The following is a 22891-nucleotide window of genomic DNA, read 5'->3' as shown; positions in this document are numbered from 1 at the left end:
AGCCAATGAGCAAAACACAAGCGCGATAACCAGAAGGGGAACTGCAGATGATCAATCGACGCTCGACTCTGAAATCGATGGTGCTTTGCGCCGTCTCGACCTTGGCCATTGCCGCTGTCGGCATCCCGTCCGCGCAGGCTGAAAACAAGGAGCTGAAGATCGGCTTCGTAGGCGTTACCAGCGGTCCCGCCGCCGCCTGGGGCACGTCGAACGTGCGCTCGATGCAGACGCGCGCCGCCTGGCTCAACGAAAAAGGCGGCGTCAAGATCGGCGACGACACTTACAAAATCAACATCGTCACCTTCGACGACCAGAAGGATCCCAAGCGCGCCATCGCCGGCATGGAGAAGATGGCGCAGGAAGGCATCCACTATGTCGTCGGGCCGAATGTCGATGACGGCGCCGCCGCGGTGCGCCCCGTCGCCGAGGCCAACGGCATCATTTATTTCCCCTATGCCTTCCCGAAAGCCCTTTACCAGAAGCCGGCCTCGAACGCCGTGCTCGGCATGATCGCCAACTACCAGTCAGGCCCGGCGATCTACAAATATCTCAAGGAAAACAAGGGCGTGAAGACGATCGCCTTTGTCGCCGCGAACGAATCCGACCCGCTCAGCCAGCGTGACAGCGGTGTCGAGGCGGCCAAGGCGCTCGGGCTCGACGTCGTCGCCCAGAACGACACTTACCAGAACGACACCCGCGACTTCACGCCGGTGCTGACGCCGATCGTCGCGCTGAAGCCCGACCTGCTGGTGCTGTCCGGCGTGGCGCCCGCCAACGCGCCGCTGCTCATCCGCGCCGCCCGCGAGCTCGGCTTCGAAGGCCTGATCTCGACCGAGACGGCGCAGGACGCCAAGGTTCTGGAAGAGGGCGCCGGCGAATACGCCAATGGCTTCATCTCCGTCGGCGGCGCCTCGACGCCGGAGATCGCCTCGGATGAGATGAAGGAGTTCGTCGCCCGCTACACCAAGATGTTCGGCGAGTACAACGACGAGTCCAACACCAAGGTCTACGCGCTGGAATACATCCTCGACACGCTGAAGGCCAATCCGGCGGCAATCAACGACGTCGCGGAATTCAAGAAGACCATGGACACCTTTTCGGCGCCCAACCCTTTCCTGAAGGGCGACGCCAAGCTGAGCTATGTCGGCTCGACCTCGTTCGGCCAGAAGCGCCAGCTCGCCGTGCCGATGGTGGTCAACGAATATAAGGACGGTGCTTTCCAGACCCTGTTCGTCGGTTCCGTCGACTAGGGTCAGGTTCCTAAGGTTACTTCCTCCCGAATGCCGGGGGTCCGGGCGATGCTCGGACCCCGCGGAAGATCGAAGGTATCCATGGAACAGGTTATCGCCAACGGATTGTATCTCGGTGCCCAGTATGCGCTGATCGCGCTGGGCCTCACCCTGATCTTCGCCCTGATGAACGTGCTCAATTTCGCCCACGGGCAGATGTACGTTTTGGGCGGGTTCATCACCTACACCATCTACGGCCAGCTCGGCCTGCCTTTCGTCGTGGCGCTGCTGGCGTCCGGTGTGACGCTCGCCGTGATCGGCGCGCTGATGGAGAAATTCCTCTTCCGCACCGTCATCAGGCGCAGCCTGCGCGAGGAAAGCACGATGCTGCTCGCCGCGGCGACAGCCTTCTTTTTCGACGCGGTCATCCTGCTGTTGTTCGGTGAGAAGCAGCGCGGCGTTCCCAAGATCGTCAAAGGCGTTTTCAACGAGGGCGGCATCATCATGCCTTACGACCGTCTGGTCGTCGGCGCCCTCGCTTTGATCTTCATCGCGGCCTTCGTCCTCTACATGCAGTACAGCCGGGTCGGGCGAGCCATGCGGGCGTTGGCCCAGGATCGCGTCGCCGCGCAATTGATGGGTGTCAAGGTCGATCGCTATTCGATGATCGGCTTTGCCATGGGCGCCATGCTGGCCGGCATCGTCGGCGGCCTGCTGGTCACAATTACCGGCGTCAATTCCGGCATCGGCGGGCCGATCTCGATCAAGGCCTTCCTGATGGTGATGATCGGGGGCGCCGGCGTCGTGGGCGGCGCCATCGCCGGTGGCTTCATTCTCGGCATGATGGAGTCGATCGGCCTTACCGTGTTGCGTCAGTATGGCGACGTCACCTACCTCGCCATCTTTGCTGCGCTGATGGTGTTCCTGTCGATCCGCCCCAACGGGTTGATGGGCAAGCCGTGGGGTTGATCGTGCCATGACGCATCCTGCCATGATGCTCAGCGTGAAGATCGCCTCGGTCGCTGTCTTCCTGGCGATCGTCTTTTTCGCCGTGCCGGTTCTGATCGCGGCGAGCGGCCGCACCGACCTCTATTACACGCTTACCTCCGTGGCGCTGCTCAGCATCGCCAGCGCCGGCGTGTGGCTCACCTTCTATATCGGCCGGATCAATATCGGCCAGGGCGCCTACGCGCTGATGGGCGGCTATGTGTCGGCCATCCTCGTAATGAACCACGGCTGGTCGTTCTGGCCGACGCTGCCGGTCGCGGGCCTGTTCTGCGCGGCAGCAAGCGTGCTCATCGGCCTGCCGATCCTGCGCCTGCGCGGGGTCTACTTCGCCATGGTGACGCTGACGCTGACCGAGGTCGCGCGGCTCCTGGCGTTGGCACTGCCGATCACCAACGGCGCCAAGGGCATCGTCAGCATCCCGCTGCCCGGCGCGCTCTCGGTCTTCGGCCTCACCATCATTCCCGATTTCGCCACGTTGCAGAATCCCCGCCTGGCCTTCTACCTGCTGGCGGTCACGCTCATGGTGGTCTGCTTCGCGGTGATGTACCGGCTGGTTCATTCGCGTATCGGCAAGCTCTGCCAATCGCTGCAGCAAAACGAGGAGCTGGCCTCGTCCATCGGCGTCAACATCGCCTATCTGCGCGTCATCGCCTATGCGGTGTCGTCCTTTTTTGGCGGTGTTGCCGGCGCCATCTTCGCCGCCATCTCGCAATCGATCTATCCGTCGAGTTTCACCGTCACCGATTCCGTCAACTTCATGCTGAATTGTTTCCTCGGCGGTCTTGGCTACGTGTTCGGGCCGATGCTCGGCACGCTGGTGCTCTATTTCGGCTGGGACCTGCTCTTCCAGACCGGCGAGTTCCAGCTCCTGATCTACTCGGGCCTGATGATCGTGCTGATGCTTGTCTTACCCAATGGACTGCTCAGCCTCGCCCTCCCGAGCCGGAAGAGTTGAGCCATGGCTGACATGCTCGAAGTCTCAGGCCTGACGAAACGCTTCGGCGGTCTTGTCGCCGTCAACAACGTTTCCTTCTCTGTGCGCGAGAAGGAAATCCTCTCGGTCATCGGCCCCAACGGTGCCGGCAAATCGACGCTGTTCAAGCTGATCTCGTCGTTCCTCAGGCCGACATCCGGCGAAGTGCGCCTGAAGGGGGAGCGTATCTCGAACCTCGCGCCGCACATCGCCGCCCGCAAGGGCGTCGTGCGAACCTTTCAGGAAACGACGATCTTCAAGAATATGAGCGTGCGCGACAACGTCATTATCGCTCACCATTTGCGTTCAAGGGCGAACCTGTTCGGCTTCTTCCTCGGCACGGGCACGGCCAAGGCCGACGAGGCGGCCTTCGGCCAATCTGCCGACGAGATCCTGGCGCTGCTCGGCCTGGCCTCGCTTGCCGGCGAGACCGCCCACAACCTGCCGCACGGCCATTTGCGGGCGCTTGGCATCGCCATCGGCCTCGCCACGAACCCGTCGATCCTGCTGCTGGACGAGCCTTTCGCCGGCATGAACCACGACGAGACGATGCGCATGGTGGCGATGGTGCGGCGCCTGCGCGATCTCGGCCTCACCATCCTGCTCGTCGAGCATGACATGCCGGCGGTGATGAAGATCTCGGACCGCATAGTGGTCCTCAATTTCGGGCAGAAGATCGCCGAGGGAACGCCGCCGGAAATCCAGGCCAACGAGAAGGTCATCGAAGCCTATCTCGGCAGCGAAGACGAGGCGATCGGCCTATGAACCAGATCCTCAAATTCGCCGGCGTCGAGCTTTATTACGATCACGTCTACGCGCTGAAGGGCGTCTCGCTCGAGGTCAATGAAGGCGAGACCGTCGCCCTGATCGGCGCCAATGGCGCCGGCAAGTCGTCGATCCTTCGCGCCATCACCGGCCTGCGCAAGATCAGGTCGGGCGAGATCCACTACAGCGGCAAGCGCATCGACGGCGCCGCCCCGGACGAGATCGTCAAGATGGGCATCGCCATGGTGCCGGAAGGGCGCCGCGTCTTCCCCTTTATGACGGTCAGGGACAATCTCCTGATGGGTGCCTTCACCCGTTCCAGCAAGGCCGAGATCGCGGCGACGATGGAGATGGTGCTGGGTCGCTTCCCCCGGCTGAAGGAGCGCTTCTCGCAGGCCGCCGGCACCATGAGCGGCGGCGAGCAGCAGATGCTGGTCATCGGCCGCGCGCTGATGGCGAAACCAAAGCTCCTATTGCTCGACGAGCCGTCGCTCGGCGTCGCGCCCAAGCTCGTCCAGGACATCGCCCGCTCGATCGTCGCCATCAACCGCGACGAGAAAGTCAGCGTCCTCCTGGTCGAGCAGAATTCCCGCATGGCGCTCCGCATTTCGCAGCGCGCCTACGCGCTGACCACCGGCAGCGTCGCGCTGAGCGGCAACTCCGCCGAATTGCTGAGCGACGACCGGGTCAAGCGTCTTTATCTCGGCGGCGAGATCTGAGGCTGATTTTAATGCGCATGCTCGTCATCAACCCCAACACGACCGCGTCGATGACCGCCAAGATCGGCAAGGCGGCGGAAAGCGTTGCGTCCTCGGGCACCGAGATCGTCGCCGTCAATCCGGCCGATGGCCCGCCGAGCATCGAGGGCTATTTCGACGAGGTCTTCGCCATTCCCGGCATCATCGCCGAGATGGGCAAGGCGCCGGCGGCGGACGCCTATGTGATCGCCTGCTTCGACGACACCGGGCTCGATGCCGCGCGTTGCGTGACGGAAGCTCCGGTCATCGGCATCGGCGAGGCGGCCTTCCACCTCGCCAGCCTCGTCGCCGGCAAGTTCAGCGTCGTCACCACGCTTGCCCGCTCGGTTCCCGCCATCGAGCACAATCTGGCGAAATACGGCCTCGCCTCGCGCTGCGCCAAGGTGCGCTCGTCGGAGGTCGCCGTGCTCGACCTCGAACAGCCCGGCTCGAATGCAAGGCACAAGATCTCGGACGAAATCGCGCGCGCCATCCGCGAGGATCACGCCGAGGCGATCGTGCTTGGCTGCGCCGGCATGGCCGACCTTGCGCACAGCCTGTCGGAGGAGCACGGCGTCCCCGTGCTCGACGGCGTGGTCTGCGCGGTCACGCTGGCCGAAAGCCTGTTCAAGGTCGGCTTGAGGACATCGAAGGTAGGCGGCTATGCCGCCCCGCGCGGCAAGCGGTTCGCTGGCATATTTGCGTCTGCATCGCCGATGGGCGCTGGTTCGCCGGGCTAGCATTGGCCCTAGGAGATCGGATGCCTCGGGATTGACCGGGGCGCGAGCGCCATTAGATTGGACCGGCCGCTGGCGATTTGGGGGCAGATCAGGCCGGATAGGGCCTGCGCATTGAAAACATGTTGACGGTACTCAGGGAAGACGATCGCGACGACAGGCCGGCAGCGCGCTGGTCGCCGATCTATTATGGCCTCAGAGACGCCATCGTCAGCCATCGACTCGCCCCGGGCACCAAGCTGCCGGAGGACGAGCTGGCCTCGATCTATTCGGTGAGCCGCACTGTCGTCCGCGCTGCCCTGCAAGCGCTTGCCCATGACCGGCTGGCGCGGCTGGAGCCCAATCGCGGCGCCTTCGTCGCCCAACCGTCGAAGATCGAGGCGCGGGAAGTGTTCGAGGCACGCGCCCTGATCGAGCCCAAGGTGGCGGCCCTTGCCGCCAAGGCGGCGGTGCCTTCGGACATTGCGCAGCTGCGGGCCCACCTGGAGAAGGAGCACGAGGCGCTGCACGCCGGTCGCGACAGCGACGCCATCATGCTGTCCGCGCGCTTCCATGTCGGCATCGCCGAGATCGCGGCGCATTCGGTGTTCACCAATTTCGTGCGCGATCTCGTCTCGCATTCCTCGCTGATCATCGCGCTCTATTGGAAGCGCCGCGATGCAACCTGCGAGAAGCACGCCCATCACGCGCTGGTCGACGCGATCGAAGCCGGCAACAGCGCCGACGCCGCGGCCCTGATGAACAGCCACCTGGTCGATCTGCTGTCCGGGCTCGACCTCACCGACAAGGTGGAGAAGTCGGACAGCCTGGCGGATCTGCTGCGCGCCTAGCGCACCATGGAACGAGAGGCGATTCGGCTGGATTGCCGAACCGCCTCGGAAGCCGGTTAAAGCATGTCTCCCGAAAGTGGGAACCGGTTTCGGGACAAAGACATGCGTAAAATCAAAAACCTAAAGCGCATGGAGCGAATCTGAAAGATCGCGACGCGCTTTAGGCCGCTGCCGCTTGCGAATAATCCATCAGCTCCAGGTCGGCGATGAGACCAGGTCCGGTCGGCTGCCAGCCGAGATGCGCACGCGTCCATTCGCTCGAGGCCGGCAAGTCCATGGCCGCGAATATTGAAAGCCATCCGAAATGATCCGCTGCCTCTTCCTGTGGGAGCGATACCACCGGTACGTTGAGCCCGCCGCCGATCACTTCCGCGATCTCGCGCATGGAAATGCCTTCCTCGGCGACGGCGTTGTAGCGCACGCCGGCTTCCTGCTTGTCCAGCGCCAGACGGTAGAGCCTCGCGACATCGAGCACGTGTGCCGCGGACCACCGGTTGCGACCCTCGCCAAGATAAGCCGACACGCCCTTGGCGCGCGTCTGCTCGATCAGCGGTGTGATCAGGCCCTGCTTCACCGTGTCATGCACCTGCGGCAGCCGAACCACCGAGACTTTCACGCCCTTCTCGGCCATCGCCGCGCCGGTAAGCTCCGACAGGATGCGCGGGTTGGCATGGTCGGTGTTGAACACGTCTTCCCTCGCCGGCTGTCCGTGCTCGGCGGAGCCCATGCCGACGCCCGACGTGATGATGAGCAGCCGGTCCGAGCCGGCGAGCGCGTCGCCAAGCGCTTCGATGACGCGCTTGTCCTTCTCGCAATTCGCCACGAAATTCGAGAAATTGTGATCGAAGGCGGTGTGGATCACCGCATCCGATTTCGCCGCGCCGTCGCGCAGGCTGTCGAGGTCTTCGATGTCGCCGCGGTGAGGCTCGGCGCCGGCCGCTGCAAGCGACCGCGCACCGGCCTCGGAGCGGGTCAGGCCAAGCACTTGGTGCCCGGCGGCAAGGAGCTCGGGCACGATTCTGGAACCGATGAAACCGGTCGCGCCGGTAAGGAATACACGCATGGGAGGTCTCCTGTGGTTGTTCGGAGGCCTTTCTTGCGCTATAGCTCATTCTGTTAAAGTAGTGACTTTATCATGGTATAATGGCCAACAGGATCGCAATGCCCGTCGAGACGACCAACAAGCTTGGCACCTTTCTTCGCGATCGTCGCATGCGCCTCGATCCCGCCGCCTTCGGCTTCGCCACGGGGCGGCGGCGCACGCAAGGGCTGCGCCGCGAAGAGGTGGCGCAGCGCGCCAATATCAGCCCGACCTGGTATACCTGGCTGGAACAGGGCAGGGGCGGCGCACCGTCCGCCGATGTGCTGAACCGCATCGCGACCGGGTTGATGCTGACCGAGCCCGAACGCGAGCACCTGTTCATGCTGGGCCTCGGGCGGCCGCCGGAGGTCCGGTACAGAAACGTCGATAGCGTGACGCCGCGCCTGCAGCGCGTCCTCGACGCATTCGACCCCAGTCCGGCGATCATCAAGACCGCGACATGGGATGTGGTCGCCTGGAACCGCGCCGCGGCGGCGATGCTGACCGACTATTCCAAGCTGCCGCGCGAGCAACGCAACATCCTGCGCCTGATGTTTGGCAACCCGCGCGTGCGCGAGGCGCAGGACGACTGGGAGAGCGTCGCCCGCTTCGTGGTCGGCTCGTTCAGGGCCGATGCCGTCCGCGCCGGCGCCGGCGCCGAGGTTACCGAACTCGTCGAGGAGCTTTCCCGGGCGAGTCCGGAGTTCGCGGCGCTGTGGCGGGACAATGACGTCGTCGCCGCGCATGGCGAAGGCGTGAAGCGCCTGCGGCATCCCGAGATCGGGCTGATCGAGCTGGAATTCTCGGTCTTCGCGGTCGACGGCCGTCCGGAGCTCGGCATGATCGTCTACAATCCGGTTACGCGCGCGGACGCCGAACGCATCCAGTCGTTGATCGAGTCCCGCTCCGCAAAATGATGGGCCGCCATGTCCGGCGGCCCGCGACAAAGAGCCGGTGACGGCCGCCTCTGGCGGCCAGCCTGCCGCCGAATGCCAGCCCCAGGCTTGCAAAATCGCTGCCATGGGTTGGCAATGCGCAATTGCGCGGCGTCGGCCAATGGCTGTTTTCGAAGGACGGCGAGACGGTCTTGCCGGAACTCAATCCGGTCGTCGTCTGCGACAAGACGCCGGCGGTGCAGGCTTGCGTGTTGGCCGGCATCGGGCTTGGCATCTTTCCCGACTTCGCCGTCGAGGACGAAATCGCCGAAGGCCGCCTCGTGCGGGTGTTCGCCGACTGGAGCCTGCCCACCGGCGGCATCCATGCCGTCTTTCCACCAGCCCGCTTCAGGCCGGCCAAGATGCGCGCCTTCGTGGATTTCCTGGCGGCGGCAGAGAGGAAGCGGGTCCGAAGATGAAGCGCTCGGCCCGCCTCTTGAACCGCCACTGGCTTCCGTGCTTGCCTGTCTCGGCAAATCGCGACGGACGGTGAGCATGGCGAAATCAGTCAAGAACAGCGTCGCGCCCGACCCGATGGTCGAGCGCCTGCGCGCGGCGCTCGGCCAACGTCAATTCACCGAACAAAAAATGTTCGGCGGCACCTGCTTCATGATCAACGGCAACATGCTGATCGGAACCTCGAAGCGCGGGCTGCTGGTTCGCGTTGGGAAGGCCGCGCATGCGGCCGCGGCCGCACGGCCCCATGCGCGGCCGATGGAAATGGGTGGGCGCTCGATGGAAGGCTATGTCCAAGTCGCGCCGGAAGGCACGGTTGCCGACGCGGACCTCCGCGCCTGGCTCGACCTCGCGCTGGCCTTCGTCGAAACTTTGCCGCCGAAGGTCAAATCCGCCAAGGTCGCAAAGAAGCGCGCGTAAGCCGCTCTCCCGCCGCTTTGCGGACTGTGATGTGTCAGTATCGGTTGAGCTGGTTTTAAGGAACGTGCGGGCCAGGGGAGGGAGCAATGGCACTCAGCGGACATTGCATGTGCGGGGCCGTGATCTGGACATACTCCGGCAGTGTCACGCGCAACCTGGTCTGCCACTGCGCCGATTGCCAGCGCGCCACGTCCGCCCCGCTGACGGCCTTCCTTGGCATGAGGCCGGAGCAACTGAGCTGGACCGGTGACATCAGGCACTATGAAAGCAGCCCGAACACCTTTCGCGGGTTCTGCCCGTCCTGTGGCACGAGGCTCTATTTCCGTTCCGACAGATGGCCTCATGAGATCCACGTTCACGCCGCCACCATGGCGAATCCAGAGGACTACCTGCCCGATGCGCAGGTCCTCATACGCTCGCGGATGAAATGGCTCGACCGGCTGTCGTCGATTCCTGCCCATGAGGGTTTCCAGCAACAGCCGTCAGGTCATTCGCCCACCGAAACGCGTTAAGGTCTGGGTTGCTCAGACCAACAAAAAAAGCCGGGCGCGAGGCCCGGCTTTTCCGTGTCGTGGCTTGGACGACTTAGAACTTCATACCGACGCCGAAGGTGACGCGGTTGTCCTTCGACTTGACGTTGCCGGTTGCACCGAAGTCCTTGTCGCCGTAGTCGGTGTAGCGGTACTCGACACGGCCGAACACGTTGTCCGTGATCTTGATGTCGGAGCCGACGCCGGCCGTCCAGCCCAGCATAGCCTTGCTTTCGTTGGTGCCGAGGAGGTCATCCGTGATCTTCTGGTTCTTGGCGGCAAGACCGCCGGTGCCATAGAGCAGGATTTCCGGGGTCACGGAGTAACCGAGGCGAGCGCGCAGCGAGCCCTCGAGGCCGCCCTTGGCATGGATGCCGGCGCTATCGCCCTTGACGCCGTTATAGCCGAGATCGGCTTCAGCGCCGTAGACGAAGTTCTCCTGCTGCCACTGATAGCCGCCGAAGACGCCGCCGATGAAGCCCTTGGTCTTCACATTGACGCCCTGATCCCTGGCATCGGCATGGCCGCTGAAGCCGTAGCCTAGGCTGATACCGGCATAGGGACCGGCCCAGGAAGCGACGGGGAGTTCGGCGACCGGGGCGGGGGCCGGCGGCTCTTCCGAAACCACGTCCGCGGCATAGGCGGTACCGCCGAGGGCGAAGAGCCCGAGCGCAACCGCCAGCGGCCGCGCAAACTTGAGATTGGCTTGCATTGTTGTTTACTCCTTAAGCCACAAGACACGAGGCTTTTTATGTTCATGAATGCCCCGGCCCGTCCGGGGGGATAAACGGGCCTGGCGTTCAACGGTTCCGAATGTCGTGCTGAAATGCGGCTGAAGCGAACCTGAACTTGGGTCATTCCCCGGCGCGAATGAGGCCGAAAGGTGACGTTGCATCTTCGCAACAGCGAATGTCAGCAGGCTAATCATGTTGCGCTGCACACCGCTTGGTTCAAGGGGTCCGGCGGCATATATTGAATTATGACGGACCCGAATCCGGGCCGGGCAAGCGTGCGTGCCGGCCGCTTCGCCATATTCCCGCCCCAGGTGGAAATGGTGTTTAACACCTTGGTCCGTCATATTGTGCCGGCTTCCCGGAATCGTGAAGCCGATTGAGGATTGACAACATGAAAGAAGCCGCTGGCGTGGCGCTGGTGACGGGTGGGGCGAGAAGGATCGGCAGGGCTATCGTCGAGGATCTGGCCAGGCACGGTTTTGCCGTCGCCATCCATGCCAACCGTTCGGGAGCCGAGGCCGAGGCCCTGGCCGATCGCATCAGGAGCGAGGGCGGCCGCGCCGCCGTGGTTGCTGCCGACCTCACCGACATGGACGCCGTCGGCGATCTCGTCGGCCGATCCGAGGCCGCCCTTGGTCCGGTCACGCTGCTCGTCAACAACGCCTCTTTATTCGTCGACGACCGCGTCGAGGAGTTCGACTGGCGGGCCTGGGACCGCCACTTCGCCATCCATGTGAAGACCCCGGCGCTTCTGGCGCGGAACTTCGCTCGTGAGCTGCCGGGCGGCGCCGAGGGGTTGATCGTCAACATAATCGACCAGCGCGTCTGGCGGCCGACGCCGCGCTACTTCTCCTATGCGCTGTCGAAATCGGCCTTGTGGACGCAGACGCAAATGCTGGCGCAGGCGCTTGGACCCCGCATCCGCGTCAACGCCATCGGTCCCGGACCGACGCTCAAGAACAAGCGCCAGGACGACGATGATTTCGAAAGCCAAGTCGAGGGCCTGATCCTGAAGCGCGGCCCGCAATTGCCGGAATTCGGCGCCACCATCCGCTATCTCTGGGAAGCGCGCTCGGTGACCGGCCAGATGATCGCGCTCGATGGCGGCCAGCATCTTGCGTGGCAGACGCCCGATGTGACAGGCATGGTGGAATGAGTCCCGCCCAAAAACACGGACAAAACGCCGCCGCCGACGACCTGCCGCCCGATGTCGACCCAGATATCGACATTGAGGATGAGGCGGCGGAGGAGATCGTCGAACCGGAGGCGCCTCCCGCCGGTCCCGACGTCGCCTTCACGGCGATCGACTGGACGCCGCATGCGGGCGACGCCGACGGCATGGTCGGCGCCGAGGTGATCCAGACCTTCGTCAAGCGGCTGCCCAACCAGCCCGGCGTCTACCGCATGATGAACGCCGCCGGCGACGTGCTCTATGTCGGTAAGGCGCGCAGCCTGAAGAAGCGCGTCACCAATTACGCGCAGGGGCGCTTCCACACCGCCCGCATCGGCCGCATGGTGCGCGAGACGGCGACGATGGAATTCGTCGTCACCCGCACCGAGATCGAGGCGCTGCTGCTCGAGGCGAACCTCATCAAGCGGCTGAGACCCCGCTTCAACGTGCTGATGCGGGACGACAAGTCGTTCCCCTACATCCTGCTCACCGGCGACCATGTCTCGCCCGGCATCTACAAGCATCGCGGCGCGCGCTCGCGCAAGGGCGACTATTTCGGTCCCTTCGCCTCCGCCGGCGCCGTCGGGCGCACCATCAATTCGCTGCAGCGCGCCTTCCTGCTCCGAAGCTGCACGGACTCCTTTTACGAGAACCGCACCCGGCCCTGCCTGCTCTACCAGATCAAGCGCTGCGCCGGTCCCTGCACCGGCGAGATCTCGCATCAGGGCTATGCCGAGCTGGTCGCCGAGGCGAAAGACTTTCTTTCGGGCCGCAGCCAGAAGGTGAAGACCGAGATTTCGGCCGCCATGCAGCAGGCGTCCGAGGCGCTCGATTTCGAGCGCGCCGCGATTTATCGCGACCGCCTGGCGGCGCTCTCGCATGTGCAGGCGCATCAGGGCATCAACCCGCAGACGGTCGAGGAGGCGGACGTCTTCGCCATCCACCAGGAAGGCGGCCAGACCTGCATTCAGGTGTTCTTCTTCCGCACCGGCCAGAACTGGGGCAACCGCGCCTATTTCCCCAAGGCCGATCCGGCGTTGGAGCCGGCCGAGGTGCTGGGCTCGTTCCTGGCGCAGTTCTATGACGACAAACTGCCGGCGCGGGCGCTGCTTCTCTCCCAGGCGGTGCAGGAGCAGGAGCTGCTTGCCGAGGCGCTGTCGACCCGCGCCGGGCGCAGGATAGCGATCTCGGTGCCGCAGCGCGGCGAGAAGAAGGACCTGACCGACCACGCGTTGCAGAACGCGCGCGAGGCGCTCGGCCGCAGGCTGGCGGAAACCTCGACGCAGGCGCGGCTGCTGCAGGGCTTCGCCGAGACCTTCGGCCTGCAGAAGCCGCCGGTGCGCGTCGAGGTCTACGACAATTCGCACATCATGGGCACCAATGCGGTCGGCGCCATGGTCGTCGCCGGGCCGGAAGGTTTTGTGAAGAACCAGTACCGGAAATTCAACATCCGCTCGACCGAGATCACGCCGGGCGACGATTTCGGCATGATGCGCGAGGTGATGGAGCGGCGTTTCTCGCGGCTGCTGAGGGAGCACGGCGACGCCAAATCTTCGGGCGTGGCGGACGCGGAAGCCGAGGACGGTGCTGCCGAGGACCTCGTCGAGGGAAACGGCGGCTTCCCGGCCTGGCCCGACGTCATCCTGATCGACGGCGGCCAGGGCCAGATGACGGCGGTGCGCAAGATCCTGTCCGATCTCGGCATCGAGGATCGCGTCGCGGCAATAGGCATCGCCAAGGGCCAGGACCGCGACGCCGGGCGCGAGCGCTTCTTCGTCAAGGGCAGGGAGAGCTTCATGCTGCCGGTGCGCGACCCCGTGCTCTATTTCGTCCAGCGCCTGCGCGACGAGGTGCACCGCTTCGCCATCGGCTCGCACCGCGCCCGCCGCAAGAAGGAGATGGTGAAAAGCCCGCTCGACGAGATCGCCGGCATCGGCCCCGGCCGCAAGCGCGCGCTGCTGCTCGCATTCGGCACCGCCAAGGCGGTCAGCCGCGCCGCGGTCGAGGACCTGGTCAAGGTCGACGGCATTTCAGAGCACGTGGCGAAGCTGGTCTACAACCATTTTCATGACAGTTGACCATTCTTGCGCCAATTTTCATCTGACCAATCGAATCTCGCCTGTTGACCCCCCACATCGGCTTCTGATTTGAGTACGGGAGGCGGAGAAGAGTTCCCGATCAGACAATGGCCCAGCGCGCTTTCAACCTGCCGAACATCCTCACCTACGCCCGCATCGTCGCGGTGCCGCTGGTGGTGCTGTGCTTTTTCCTCGAAGGCCATCTGAAGTCGTCGGACTTCGCCCGCTGGTCGGCGCTGGTCATTTTCCTGCTCGCCTCCATCACCGACTATTTCGATGGCTACTTCGCGCGCGCCTGGCAACAGACATCCAACATCGGCAAGATGCTGGACCCGATCGCCGACAAGCTCCTGGTCGCCACCTGCCTGCTGCTTTTGGCCGCCGACACCGACCGTCATGCCGGCATTGCCGGCTGGTCGCTCTGGGCGGCGATCATCATCCTGTGCCGCGAGATCCTGGTCTCGGGCCTGCGCGAATATCTGGCAGCGCTGAAGGTTTCGGTGCCGGTGACGCAGCTCGCCAAATGGAAGACCACCATCCAGATGGTCGCCATCGCTTTCCTGCTTGTCGGTCCGGCCGGCGACAAGATCTTCCCGCTGACCACCCAGATCGGGCTGGTCCTGCTGTGGATCGCGGCGCTCGTCACCCTCTACACCGGCTACGACTATTTCCGCGCCGGCCTGAAGCACATCATGGACGAGTGAGATGCGTCTTATCTATTTTGCCTGGGTACGCGAGCGGATCGGCAAGCCGGAAGAGGATGTCGAGCTGCCGGCCGGCATCGAGACGGTGGCCGACCTATTACGCTGGCTGAAGTCGCGCGGCGAGGAATACGAAAACGCGTTGCAATATCCGGACGTCATCCGCGTCGCCATCAACCAGGAACATGTCGGCCACCGCGAGAAAATCGCGGGCGCGCGCGAGATCGCGCTGTTCCCGCCGATGACCGGAGGCTGAGATGGCGGGCGCTGTCGTGCCGGCCATCCGCGTCCAGCGCGAGGACTTCGACGTCGCCGCCGAGATCGCCGCCCTGACCGGAGGCCGCGCGGATATCGGCGCCGTGGTGACGTTCTCAGGTCTCTGCCGGGATGAAGCGGGCACGCTGTCGGCCCTCGAGCTCGAGCATTATCCAGGCATGGCAGAGGCCGAGATCGGCCGCATCGCCGCCGAGGCCATTGAGCGCTGGCCGCTGCAGGGGCTCACCGTCATCCACCGCCACGGCAAGATCGCGCCTGGCGAGAATATCGTGCTGGTTGTGGCGGCCTCCGCGCACCGGCAGGCGGCCTTCGAGGCAGCGAATTTCCTGATGGATTATCTGAAATCGCGCGCGCCCTTCTGGAAGAAGGAGCATCGCGCAGACGGCTCCGAAGGCGGCTGGGTCGAGGCAAAGGAAGCCGACGACGAAGCTGCCGGCCGCTGGAAGACGCCAGGCGGATAAACTCCGGCCGCGGTCATTGATTGACCGCAATCCGTCCCGACCTTGCAAACCGGTTGATTTGCTTGGCGGAGCAATCTCATGCTGGACAGGATTGCGGAATTCTTCATCTTCGGCCTCGTGCCGCTGGTGGTCGGCGTGCTTGCCGTGCCGGGGCTGACCAGTGCCGCCGAAAAGACGATTGCCGGCGAGGCGACCTATCACGAGCGCATCGCGCTGCCGCCCGATGCGGTGCTTTCGGTCGAGCTCGTGGATGTTTCGCTGGCCGATGCGCCGGCGACGATCATCGGCCAGCGCAAGATCGTGCCGGCCGGCCAGGTGCCGATCAAATTCGAGATCAGCTTCGATCCCCAAGCGATCAAGCCGGGCAGAACCTATGCGCTGCAGGCCCGCATCACCGTCGACGACCGGCTGCTGTTTGTCACCGATACCCGCCACCAGGTCGATCCGCTGGATGGCAAGCCGCAGACCGTCGTGCTGAAAATGGCTGCGCCCGCCGCCGAACCGGACGCCGCGGCCTTGTACGGCCAGAGTTGGCTCGTCGAATATATCGACGGCATCGGCGCGATCGCCGAGCCGCGGGCGACGTTCCGCATCAGCGAGGCCGGCAAGGCCGGCGGCAAGGGCCCGTGCAATACCTACTTCGCCACCGCCACGGTGGCAGGGCACAGGATCGCCATCGGCGACATCGGCTCGACTCGCATGGCCTGCGCACAGGATGTCATGGTTGAGGAGAAGGCCCTGTTCGACGCGCTGACCAAGGCTGTTTCCTACCGGATCGACGCCGGCAAGCTCACAATCGCCGACAAGGACGGCCGCGACATCCTGCGCTTCAGCGCCGCGAGCTGAGGCCGCGCCGACCTTTTGAGACGTCGCGTCGGCCAATATCCCGCGATCTCCCGGAATAATCCGCACTGCGGACGCGTTACCTCTCATATGGCGGGCAGGCAAAACCGCCGGACCGAATGCGCGGATCGATCTGGCCACTCAAAGGAGACCAGAAATGAAAAAGCACGCGCTCATCCTTGCTGCCGCGGGTGTATCGCTGATTGCCTTCGCCGGCATTGCGAAGGCGGACGACCACCTGTTCAATGCCACACAGCATGGCCTCAGTCTTGACAGCCAGCCCTACCAGACCAACAAGGCCGGCCATAGCGGCGACCTCGCGCCTGGACAAGGCAGTCCGTTCACCGGCGAGGAGACCAAGACGCCGGCCACCGACACGGACGCGGCGAACGATCATGCGAATGTGAAAGAGCGCCAAGCGAAGTGACGTCAACGAAGTAACGTCACACTCCGCAGCGAAGGCTAAGCGGCGGTGCAGAACTTTCGATGCCGGCAGGAAAACGCCCCTGCCGGACATCCCCCCATTGTGGGCAGCTTGGCCGCCGAGGCGTCCTGCCGGGTTTGCAACGCTGCGGATTGACGAACGCCGCACCCGCTGTCGTTTGGATGGAGGTCACCATGAAACGCACATCAATACGAGCGGCGGTTGGGCTGACTGCTGCAATGCTGATAGCGGGAGGCGCAAGCGCCGCTCAGGCCGCATCGGTTGTCAATGTCTCGCTGTGGGACAAAGGCGCGACGACAACGATGGCGATCGGGCTCGCTTATGCGATGCCAAGCGTCGATACCGCCAAGGCGACCATGGGCATCAAGGTTTCGCCCCCAGAAGTGAAGGCCGGAAAAGTCACATTCAATGTGAAGAATGACTCCAAGGACAGGGTCCACGAAATGATCGTCATCCACCTTGCAAATCCCGGCCGGCAGCTTCCGTACATCAACGCCCAGAACCGCGTTGAAGAAGACAAGGCCGGCGACAAGGGCGAGGTGTCGGACCTCAAACCCGGCGCGTCAGGCACGTTGATGGTCAATCTCAAGGCTGGAAAGTATCTGCTGATCTGCAACCAGCCAGGTCACTATGCAGCCGGCATGTGGACCGAATTCACAGTTGATCCGTAGGCCCGGCTTTGATGGCGTCTGCCTGCCGGCGGAGCAGGTCGCCATCAACCAGCTAGCGCGCAACAGTTCCAGGCATCGAACAGTCGAATGCAGGGGAGCCTGGCTGGGTATAGGAAACGAGTCTGGGCCGCGCGGGCAGTCCTGCGATCTCCAGAAGCAGCTTTCGACGGATCACTGCTTCAAACATGGCGAGATCGTCAATTCCGATCACGAATGCGCCCGGCCCGCCGATGACGCAATTCTCGTAGTACGAGGAAAGATATCGCGGGGCAAAGGATTGATAGCTGCTGGAGCCTTCATGCGGCAGAGACACTGGCAGGCCGTTGATGGTGATCCCCAGGCCCGTCAGCATCTCCCGTATGGGCCGCACCGGCAAGCCGGCATTGTTTGGGCCATCGCCGGATATGTCGATTACCCTGCGCTCGCCTGCCGCCTGGCTGTGCGCCAACAGGCCGGCCGCCGCCAGCAGCCCACCGGAAATGGAGGTACCCGCTTCCGCGACGATCGGCTTTGCGGAGAGGGCATCAGCGAAACGCTTTGCATCCCCAGCACTGCTGATAGTCGTCCATGGCAGAACGACGCGTTGATACTTTGGCCCGGCCCATTCAAGGTAAGACACCGCGATCGCGCCGCGCGCCCCCGATCCTATGGCCCGTTCAAGGTCGGGGTGGCGGAATGCGCTGATATAGCCGTCGCGTTGAACCCGCTGCTCGGCGAGACTCATCGAGGAAGAGACGTCGACGGCAAGCACCAGTTCGAGGTCGACGTCGGGTTTTCGGAGCCCGCCGGCCGCTATTGGCGAGCAGGGGCTGCTGACAAGGAGCGACAAGACCAAGAGACATCCTGTCGGCCTCGATCTCTTGGGCGGGGCGAGTCTGTTCTTCCAGCCTAACATTGCTGCCATCCGTCGCGGCGCGGCGCCATACGGTTCGGCAATCGGATAAGGAAATCTGCGCTGGCAGACGGATGCGCGCTTCACCCGAACGGGTGAGGGCGTCAATCAGGGTTTTGAAGGCACTCGCAAGCGCGACAGCAGTGCCGCGAGCTCGGCCTGGCGATGCGTTCCCGTTTTGTCGAGGATTGCCCTCAGCTGGGTTCGGGCGGTTTCGTGGCCGATCGCCAATCGCTCGCTCGCCGCCTCGATCCCGCAGCCGGTGGCGAGGCTGGAAGCCAGTCGCGCTTCGGCCGGGGTCAGTTGGAAAGCATGCCGGAGCAACCACGCCGGCGGCGCCCGTTCGCTGACAGGATCGGTGAAGCAAAGCAGAAAGTCGCCGCCATTGAACAGATCGTGCACGAATGACGTCATCGGCACGATCTCGGCCAGTAGCCAGAACGACCCGTCACGGGTGATGACGGCCGGCTCGCTCTGGAACGCTTTGTCCCGCGCACTGGAAACGGCCGCACCAATCATGCGCTGCAGGCTGGAATCGCTCTCTCGGTCGGCTGCATGGATGCGGCCATGGCGGATCATGAGACCGGAACCGAACAGGGCATCTGCATGTACATTGGAACGCGTCACGCCGCCGCGGCAGTCGAGCAGCGCCGCAGCGCAATTGAACTGGTCGAGCACGGCCAATGCCGGGTCGAGCGAAACATCCCAGATCTTCTCGGCCAGACTGATGATGCGGATCAGGTCCGGTGCCACGCGCAGAAAATGGTCGGCCTCGGATGTGTCAAAGGGGTCGCTCCTTGTGGCATCGCGGTACATCGACAGGACCCATTTGCGTCGCCTGACCGGGAAGACAACGGCGGCCCACAACTCGCGATGCCCCGGACGGGCTATCTCCTGATAATAGGGCAGGAGCTTTCTTTCCTCCGGCGTGGAGATTTCGTCTTCGACAGTGAAGTAGGGCGCCGGTTTCGGCAGCCGCGGCTCCCTTTCCGGATGCGGGTCGGGCGCGTCTCGGGCATTCTCGACCCAGAGCTCCGTGAATTCAGCGTGCTCCAGTGAGTCCGGCGTCGGTCTGGTTCGCTTGCGTTGATCGCTGCGGAACGGATGCGTGTTATCGTGGGTGCGGATAGCGCAACTCGTCACGCCCAGGGAATCGGCCAGGTTTTGCAAGGCCCGCGGCCACCGCCCGAATTCGAAGGCGGCGTCGTAGCAATCCTCGATCGCGGACGCGATTCCCCGGTTGGCAGCCATTTGACTGACCTTCGTAATGGACGGGCTACCGCACATCCATATTAGCACAGGCACACGGGTGCGAAAAATCACAAGCAAACAAGGCGATGCAGCGGCGCGGCCGTAGTCAAAGTACGATGTCTCGGGAGTGAGTGGTAAATCACGGCCTTCGTCGTTCCATTGCAAATTCATGGCATCGCCGTTTCGACGCGCCTGCCAACTTTCTCCAGCCGATTGACCGGGATGGCGGAAGGACCTAGTTTGCCGGTGCAAAAATGGGGATGGGGTTCCCCCGAAACCGCCCGAGCGTTTCGTATCTGGGCCGATGACTCCTGCCAGGCGTGCTTTCGCGCGGCAGGATTTGTTTTTCCGCTCGCAACATGCCTGTTTTCATGAGGTGATTCCTTAAGTGGAATCACATTTGGAAAGGCATTTGAAGCGATGACCCTTGCGGCTTGCGCCCTGGTCCTGGTCGGTGGTTTCTTCGGCGGCATATCCCGCTTCTTTCTGTCGGGCCTTGTCGGCCGCAGCGTCGGCGAGACCTTTCCCTGGGGCACCCTGGTGGTCAACGTCTCCGGCGCGCTCGCCATCGGCGCCTTCGCCGGCGCGGCGCGGATGGTCGGCGGCGTCTTTTCCGCCGAATTCGTGCGCGACCTGATCGTGGTCGGCCTCTTCGGCGGCTACACCACGGTCTCGTCCTTCTGCCTGCAGACGCTGAACCTGGCGCTCGATGGCGAGCGGCGGCTCGCCGTCTTCAACATCGTCGCTTCGTCGGCGCTTTGCGTGCTTGCGGTCGCCCTGGGCTTCCGGGCTGTCGTCTGGATAGCGGGGTAGGGCGTCATGTCCGGAAACGACAGGCAGACGGAGTTTCGCCTCTATCTCTCGGTCGGCTGCGGCGCGGCGATCGGCTCGCTGGTGCGCTTTCTCTCAGGCTACGTCATCGTCTCGCTGCTGGGCTTGAGCGCGCTTTATGCCACTGCCTTCGTCAACGTGGTCGGCTCCCTTGTGATCATGTTCTTCGCTACGCTGACCCGGCCGGACGGGCGCCTGATGGTCGGCCCGGCCGGCCGCCAGTTCGTCACCGGCGGTTTCTGCGGCGGCCTCACCACCTTTTCGTCGATGAGCCTCGACACCTTCATCCTGCTTTTCGAGGGCGACCTCGGCCTCGCCACGACCTATCTTGTCAGTGTGGTGGTGCTGTCGCTTGCCTCGGCCTGGCTCGGCTATCTCATGGCAGCCAGGCTCAACCGCTTGCCGATCACCAGGTGACCAGGGAGGAGAACATGGAACTTCCCAGCCAATGCGTGCTGCTCAGGATATTCTTCGGCGAGGACGACAGGGCAGCCGACGGCATGCCGTTGCACGAGGCGATCGTCATCAAGGCGCGAGAGACCGGCATGGCGGGCGCGACCGTGCTCAGGGGACCGCTCGGCTTCGGCCGCTCGAGCGTGCTCCACACCGCCAAGATTCTGCGGCTGTCGCAGGATCTGCCAATCGTCGTCGAGATCGTCGACGCGCCGGAGAAGATCGATGCGCTGATCCCTGAGATCAAGGCGCTGACCATGAGCTGCCTGATCACCAAGGAGAAGGTCGAGGTCATCCGCTACGGTGAAGGGAATTGAGCTCGGCCGACCGATCAGCCATGGCGAAGACGGCGGCCGATCGCGTCTTCGTCGAAAATACCGGCGGAAAAGAGCTTCATGGCTTCGATCGCCAACTCGGAGGCCTCGGGGCTGCCGCGGGCGATGCCCCGCTCCTCGCAGACCTGGTCATAGATACGCTTCAACAGGACGAGATCGTCCGGATAGGCAACGCCACTTTTGGAAACATGGGGTTTGATCATGCTTCCCTCCCTTCTCGCGGGCGGAAGCGCGATGGTCGCTCACAGCCGACGACGCCCTTGTCACTTGTCGCCGGTTGAAGCGAATTAGGGCACCCGGCCGGCCTGCCCACCCCAGTGCAACAAAAAAGGCGGCCCGGGGCCGCCTTCATTGCAAGCCGAAACTGCCGGCTCAGCCGACGATCTCGGTGTCGGAGAACCAGTAGCGGATCTCCTGCGCGGCGGTTTCCGGCGCGTCCGAGCCGTGCACCGAATTCTCGCCGATCGACAGCGCGTGGACCTTGCGGATGGTGCCCTCGGCGGCATTGGCCGGGTTGGTGGCGCCCATCACTTCGCGGTTCTTGGCGATGGCGTTCTCGCCCTCGAGCACCTGCACGACGGTCGGGCCCGACGACATGAACTCGACGAGCTCGCCGAAGAAAGGACGCTCCTTGTGGACGGCGTAGAAGCCTTCGGCCTCGCGGCGGCTCATCCACACGCGGCGCGATGCGATGACGCGCAGGCCTGCGTCTTCCAGCATCTTGGTGATGGCGCCGGTCAGATTGCGCTTGGTCGCATCCGGCTTGATCATGGAGAAGGTGCGTTCGATCGCCATTGGGTCGTCCTTGTTCTGGGAATGGAAATTGGAGTGGCGGGCTCTATACAAGCCGCCCGGCGGCTTGCCAAGGGGAGGCGGCTTCTGGTCAAGGCCGGCTCTTTGCGGGATAATTAGACGGCTGCGAGCGCGCTTCGCGTGCAGGTCGGGGCGTCGCGGCAGCGGAGCCGGAAGCGATGAACTGGCCTTACCTAAGACGCGGCGATGTCGCCGGCATCCTGTTGATGGCCGTGGTTCTCGCCGGGATCGTCTTGGTCCTGCTGTTCTTTCCACAGCGCGGGCAGCAGAATTTCGGCTTCGGCCCGGAATGGCAATGCGCGCGCATGGAAAAGGGTGACCCGATCTGCGTCAGGCTGGTCCAGAAGGATGAAGCGAAGTGACGGCAGCGGCAAATCTCCCCCCTTGAGGGGGAGATGGCCGCGAAGCGGCCAGAGGGGGTCGTCTCGCGTGGAGCGCCGGCCTCTTCTTTCGCCGCCTCATGGCGTCGCGGCAGTTGAGGCGACCCCCTCTGTCGCCTTCGGCGACATCTCCCCCTCGAGGGGGGAGATCGCCAGCGTCAAGCCGCGGCCGCAACCTGCCGGCCGATCCCGCCATGCAGGTCGAGACAGCGCTCGAACCACTGGGCCACGCTATCGCTCTCGTCGAGCAGCCGGTAGGGCGAGGCGATGCGCGCCCATTGCAGCGCCCCGAACACGATGTAGTCGGCAAACAGCGGCGAGCTCCCGCCGATGAAGGGCTGGTAGGTCAGCATCGAGCGCAGCGGCTCCAGCGAGGCGCGGAAGCCTGCCAGTCCCGCATCACGGCCCGCCACCACCTCTTCCAGCTTCTTGCCCAAGCGCTGCTCGCGATTCTCGCGGAAATACGCCGCGTTCGCCTCGTCCTGCATGCCATGCAGGTCGGTAAGCGCTACGCTTGTGACGTAGGGATGGATGGTGAGTTGCGACCAGCGCTCGATGAAGCGCGCCATCGCCTTGCCGCCTTCGCCGGCAAACAGCGCCGGCCGCTCCGGATAGGCCTCGTCGAGATAGAGCGCGATGGCGAAGGAATCGGCCACCACGCGGTCGCCGTCGCGGATCACCGGCACCGTCTTCGAGACGCCGCCTTCGACCTTCGGCACTTCCAGGAAGCGCGTCGGCACCTTGGTGGCGTCGAGTCCCTTGTGCGCCAGCGCCATCTTCGCCTTCCAGCAATGCGGGCTGAACGGGCGTTGGGTGTCGTGGCCGACGAGGTCATAGAAGAGAATGGTCATTGCG

General features: G+C 64.0%; 30 protein-coding genes and 1 riboswitch. Of the genes, 23 read left to right on the top strand and 7 right to left on the bottom strand.

Features of this window, described 5'->3' with window-relative positions; translation table 11 throughout:
- Window positions 1-47 precede the first annotated feature (47 nt).
- The 7 genes from EJ070_RS35430 to EJ070_RS35400 all read left to right on the top strand — a co-directional run bounded on the left by EJ070_RS35430 (window position 48) and on the right by EJ070_RS35400 (window position 6279).
- On the top strand, window positions 48-1250 hold the full coding sequence (locus tag EJ070_RS35430) for an ABC transporter substrate-binding protein (RefSeq protein WP_126095498.1): 1203 nt from the start codon (window positions 48-50) through the stop codon (window positions 1248-1250).
- Between the two features lie 81 nt (window positions 1251-1331).
- On the top strand, window positions 1332-2198 hold the full coding sequence (locus tag EJ070_RS35425; protein ID WP_126095497.1) for a branched-chain amino acid ABC transporter permease: 867 nt from the start codon (window positions 1332-1334) through the stop codon (window positions 2196-2198).
- Between the two features lie 22 nt (window positions 2199-2220).
- Window positions 2221-3192, top strand: a complete 972-nt coding sequence (locus EJ070_RS35420; RefSeq protein ID WP_189350744.1) for a branched-chain amino acid ABC transporter permease — start codon at window positions 2221-2223, stop codon at window positions 3190-3192.
- Window positions 3193-3195: 3 nt separating this feature from the next.
- Complete coding sequence (locus EJ070_RS35415; RefSeq protein WP_126095495.1) at window positions 3196-3975, top strand: ABC transporter ATP-binding protein; 780 nt, start codon at window positions 3196-3198, stop codon at window positions 3973-3975.
- The gene (locus EJ070_RS35410; protein ID WP_126095494.1) at window positions 3972-4694 is read left to right on the top strand and encodes an ABC transporter ATP-binding protein; all 723 of its coding nucleotides are present in this window, start codon (window positions 3972-3974) and stop codon (window positions 4692-4694) included. The genes EJ070_RS35415 and EJ070_RS35410 overlap by 4 nt, the downstream gene beginning before the upstream one ends.
- Before the next feature lie 11 nt (window positions 4695-4705).
- Complete coding sequence (locus EJ070_RS35405; protein ID WP_126095493.1) at window positions 4706-5452, top strand: aspartate/glutamate racemase family protein; 747 nt, start codon at window positions 4706-4708, stop codon at window positions 5450-5452.
- A gap of 119 nt (window positions 5453-5571) precedes the next feature.
- A complete protein-coding gene (locus EJ070_RS35400) occupies window positions 5572-6279 on the top strand; it encodes a GntR family transcriptional regulator (RefSeq protein WP_126095492.1) in 708 nt (235 codons plus the stop codon).
- A gap of 160 nt (window positions 6280-6439) precedes the next feature.
- Here the strand turns inward: EJ070_RS35400 and EJ070_RS35395 are convergent, their stop codons facing one another.
- On the bottom strand, window positions 6440-7342 hold the full coding sequence (locus tag EJ070_RS35395; RefSeq protein WP_126095491.1) for an SDR family oxidoreductase: 903 nt from the start codon (window positions 7340-7342) through the stop codon (window positions 6440-6442).
- A gap of 98 nt (window positions 7343-7440) precedes the next feature.
- Here EJ070_RS35395 and EJ070_RS35390 point away from each other — a divergent pair, with 98 nt between their 5' ends.
- From EJ070_RS35390 to EJ070_RS35375, 4 genes are all read left to right on the top strand, one after another.
- Window positions 7441-8277 (top strand): helix-turn-helix transcriptional regulator, encoded by an 837-nt coding sequence (locus EJ070_RS35390; RefSeq protein WP_126095490.1) that lies wholly within the window; start codon window positions 7441-7443, stop codon window positions 8275-8277.
- A gap of 50 nt (window positions 8278-8327) precedes the next feature.
- Window positions 8328-8714 (top strand): LysR substrate-binding domain-containing protein, encoded by a 387-nt coding sequence (locus EJ070_RS35385; RefSeq protein ID WP_348639601.1) that lies wholly within the window; start codon window positions 8328-8330, stop codon window positions 8712-8714.
- Between the two features lie 115 nt (window positions 8715-8829).
- Entirely contained in the window at window positions 8830-9171 is a 342-nt protein-coding gene (locus EJ070_RS35380; protein WP_245464769.1) for a TfoX/Sxy family protein, read from the top strand.
- A gap of 86 nt (window positions 9172-9257) precedes the next feature.
- The gene (locus tag EJ070_RS35375; protein WP_126095488.1) at window positions 9258-9683 is read left to right on the top strand and encodes a GFA family protein; all 426 of its coding nucleotides are present in this window, start codon (window positions 9258-9260) and stop codon (window positions 9681-9683) included.
- A gap of 73 nt (window positions 9684-9756) precedes the next feature.
- On the opposite strand, the gene EJ070_RS35370 is transcribed toward EJ070_RS35375, so the two are convergent.
- On the bottom strand, window positions 9757-10413 hold the full coding sequence (locus EJ070_RS35370) for an outer membrane protein (protein WP_126095487.1): 657 nt from the start codon (window positions 10411-10413) through the stop codon (window positions 9757-9759).
- A gap of 413 nt (window positions 10414-10826) precedes the next feature.
- Here EJ070_RS35370 and EJ070_RS35365 point away from each other — a divergent pair, with 413 nt between their 5' ends.
- The 8 genes from EJ070_RS35365 to EJ070_RS35330 all read left to right on the top strand — a co-directional run bounded on the left by EJ070_RS35365 (window position 10827) and on the right by EJ070_RS35330 (window position 17081).
- A complete protein-coding gene (locus EJ070_RS35365) occupies window positions 10827-11591 on the top strand; it encodes an SDR family oxidoreductase (protein WP_126095486.1) in 765 nt (254 codons plus the stop codon).
- On the top strand, window positions 11588-13684 hold the full coding sequence (gene uvrC, locus EJ070_RS35360; RefSeq protein WP_126095485.1) for an excinuclease ABC subunit UvrC: 2097 nt from the start codon (window positions 11588-11590) through the stop codon (window positions 13682-13684). The genes EJ070_RS35365 and uvrC overlap by 4 nt, the downstream gene beginning before the upstream one ends.
- A gap of 107 nt (window positions 13685-13791) precedes the next feature.
- Window positions 13792-14388, top strand: a complete 597-nt coding sequence (gene pgsA / locus EJ070_RS35355; RefSeq protein ID WP_126095484.1) for a CDP-diacylglycerol--glycerol-3-phosphate 3-phosphatidyltransferase — start codon at window positions 13792-13794, stop codon at window positions 14386-14388.
- A gap of 1 nt (window position 14389) precedes the next feature.
- The gene (gene moaD / locus EJ070_RS35350) at window positions 14390-14641 is read left to right on the top strand and encodes a molybdopterin converting factor subunit 1 (protein WP_126095483.1); all 252 of its coding nucleotides are present in this window, start codon (window positions 14390-14392) and stop codon (window positions 14639-14641) included.
- Between the two features lies 1 nt (window position 14642).
- Window positions 14643-15122, top strand: a complete 480-nt coding sequence (locus EJ070_RS35345; RefSeq protein ID WP_126095482.1) for a molybdenum cofactor biosynthesis protein MoaE — start codon at window positions 14643-14645, stop codon at window positions 15120-15122.
- Window positions 15123-15200: 78 nt separating this feature from the next.
- Window positions 15201-15968, top strand: a complete 768-nt coding sequence (locus tag EJ070_RS35340) for a YbaY family lipoprotein (RefSeq protein WP_126095481.1) — start codon at window positions 15201-15203, stop codon at window positions 15966-15968.
- A 154-nt stretch (window positions 15969-16122) separates the two neighbouring features.
- Window positions 16123-16392, top strand: a complete 270-nt coding sequence (locus EJ070_RS35335) for a hypothetical protein (RefSeq protein ID WP_126095480.1) — start codon at window positions 16123-16125, stop codon at window positions 16390-16392.
- Window positions 16393-16571: 179 nt separating this feature from the next.
- On the top strand, window positions 16572-17081 hold the full coding sequence (locus EJ070_RS35330) for a sulfocyanin-like copper-binding protein (protein ID WP_245464768.1): 510 nt from the start codon (window positions 16572-16574) through the stop codon (window positions 17079-17081).
- 52 nt (window positions 17082-17133) lie between these two features.
- Here EJ070_RS35330 and EJ070_RS35325 read toward each other — a convergent pair whose 3' ends face one another.
- On the bottom strand, window positions 17134-17910 hold the full coding sequence (locus EJ070_RS35325) for a DUF1194 domain-containing protein (RefSeq protein ID WP_189350270.1): 777 nt from the start codon (window positions 17908-17910) through the stop codon (window positions 17134-17136).
- Between the two features lie 171 nt (window positions 17911-18081).
- Window positions 18082-19224, bottom strand: coding sequence for a response regulator transcription factor (locus EJ070_RS35320; RefSeq protein WP_126095478.1), 1143 nt, complete (start codon window positions 19222-19224; stop codon window positions 18082-18084).
- A gap of 247 nt (window positions 19225-19471) precedes the next feature.
- Window positions 19472-19545, top strand: a riboswitch (Fluoride riboswitch).
- Window positions 19546-19644: 99 nt separating this feature from the next.
- Here EJ070_RS35320 and crcB (EJ070_RS35315) point away from each other — a divergent pair.
- Genes crcB (EJ070_RS35315) through EJ070_RS35305 form a run of 3 tightly spaced genes read left to right on the top strand, consistent with a single transcriptional unit; the run spans window position 19645 to window position 20825 of the window.
- Entirely contained in the window at window positions 19645-20037 is a 393-nt protein-coding gene (gene crcB, locus EJ070_RS35315; RefSeq protein ID WP_126095477.1) for a fluoride efflux transporter CrcB, read from the top strand.
- A 6-nt stretch (window positions 20038-20043) separates the two neighbouring features.
- Window positions 20044-20472, top strand: coding sequence for a fluoride efflux transporter CrcB (gene crcB / locus EJ070_RS35310; protein ID WP_126095476.1), 429 nt, complete (start codon window positions 20044-20046; stop codon window positions 20470-20472).
- Between the two features lie 14 nt (window positions 20473-20486).
- On the top strand, window positions 20487-20825 hold the full coding sequence (locus EJ070_RS35305) for a DUF190 domain-containing protein (protein WP_126095475.1): 339 nt from the start codon (window positions 20487-20489) through the stop codon (window positions 20823-20825).
- Between the two features lie 14 nt (window positions 20826-20839).
- Here EJ070_RS35305 and EJ070_RS35300 read toward each other — a convergent pair whose 3' ends face one another.
- Complete coding sequence (locus EJ070_RS35300; RefSeq protein ID WP_126095474.1) at window positions 20840-21046, bottom strand: hypothetical protein; 207 nt, start codon at window positions 21044-21046, stop codon at window positions 20840-20842.
- Between the two features lie 169 nt (window positions 21047-21215).
- On the bottom strand, window positions 21216-21638 hold the full coding sequence (gene ndk, locus EJ070_RS35295; RefSeq protein ID WP_040972162.1) for a nucleoside-diphosphate kinase: 423 nt from the start codon (window positions 21636-21638) through the stop codon (window positions 21216-21218).
- A 176-nt stretch (window positions 21639-21814) separates the two neighbouring features.
- Here ndk and EJ070_RS35290 point away from each other — a divergent pair, with 176 nt between their 5' ends.
- A complete protein-coding gene (locus EJ070_RS35290; protein WP_126095473.1) occupies window positions 21815-22018 on the top strand; it encodes a hypothetical protein in 204 nt (67 codons plus the stop codon).
- A gap of 176 nt (window positions 22019-22194) precedes the next feature.
- On the opposite strand, the gene EJ070_RS35285 is transcribed toward EJ070_RS35290, so the two are convergent.
- Window positions 22195-22887: a glutathione S-transferase family protein gene (locus EJ070_RS35285; protein WP_126095472.1), complete on the bottom strand. Its 693-nt coding sequence runs from the start codon at window positions 22885-22887 to the stop codon at window positions 22195-22197.
- Window positions 22888-22891 lie beyond the last annotated feature (4 nt).

Source organism: Mesorhizobium sp. M1E.F.Ca.ET.045.02.1.1, from assembly GCF_003952485.1.
Classification (GTDB): Bacteria; Pseudomonadota; Alphaproteobacteria; order Rhizobiales; family Rhizobiaceae; genus Mesorhizobium.
This window is presented reverse-complemented; position numbering and strand designations above follow the sequence as displayed.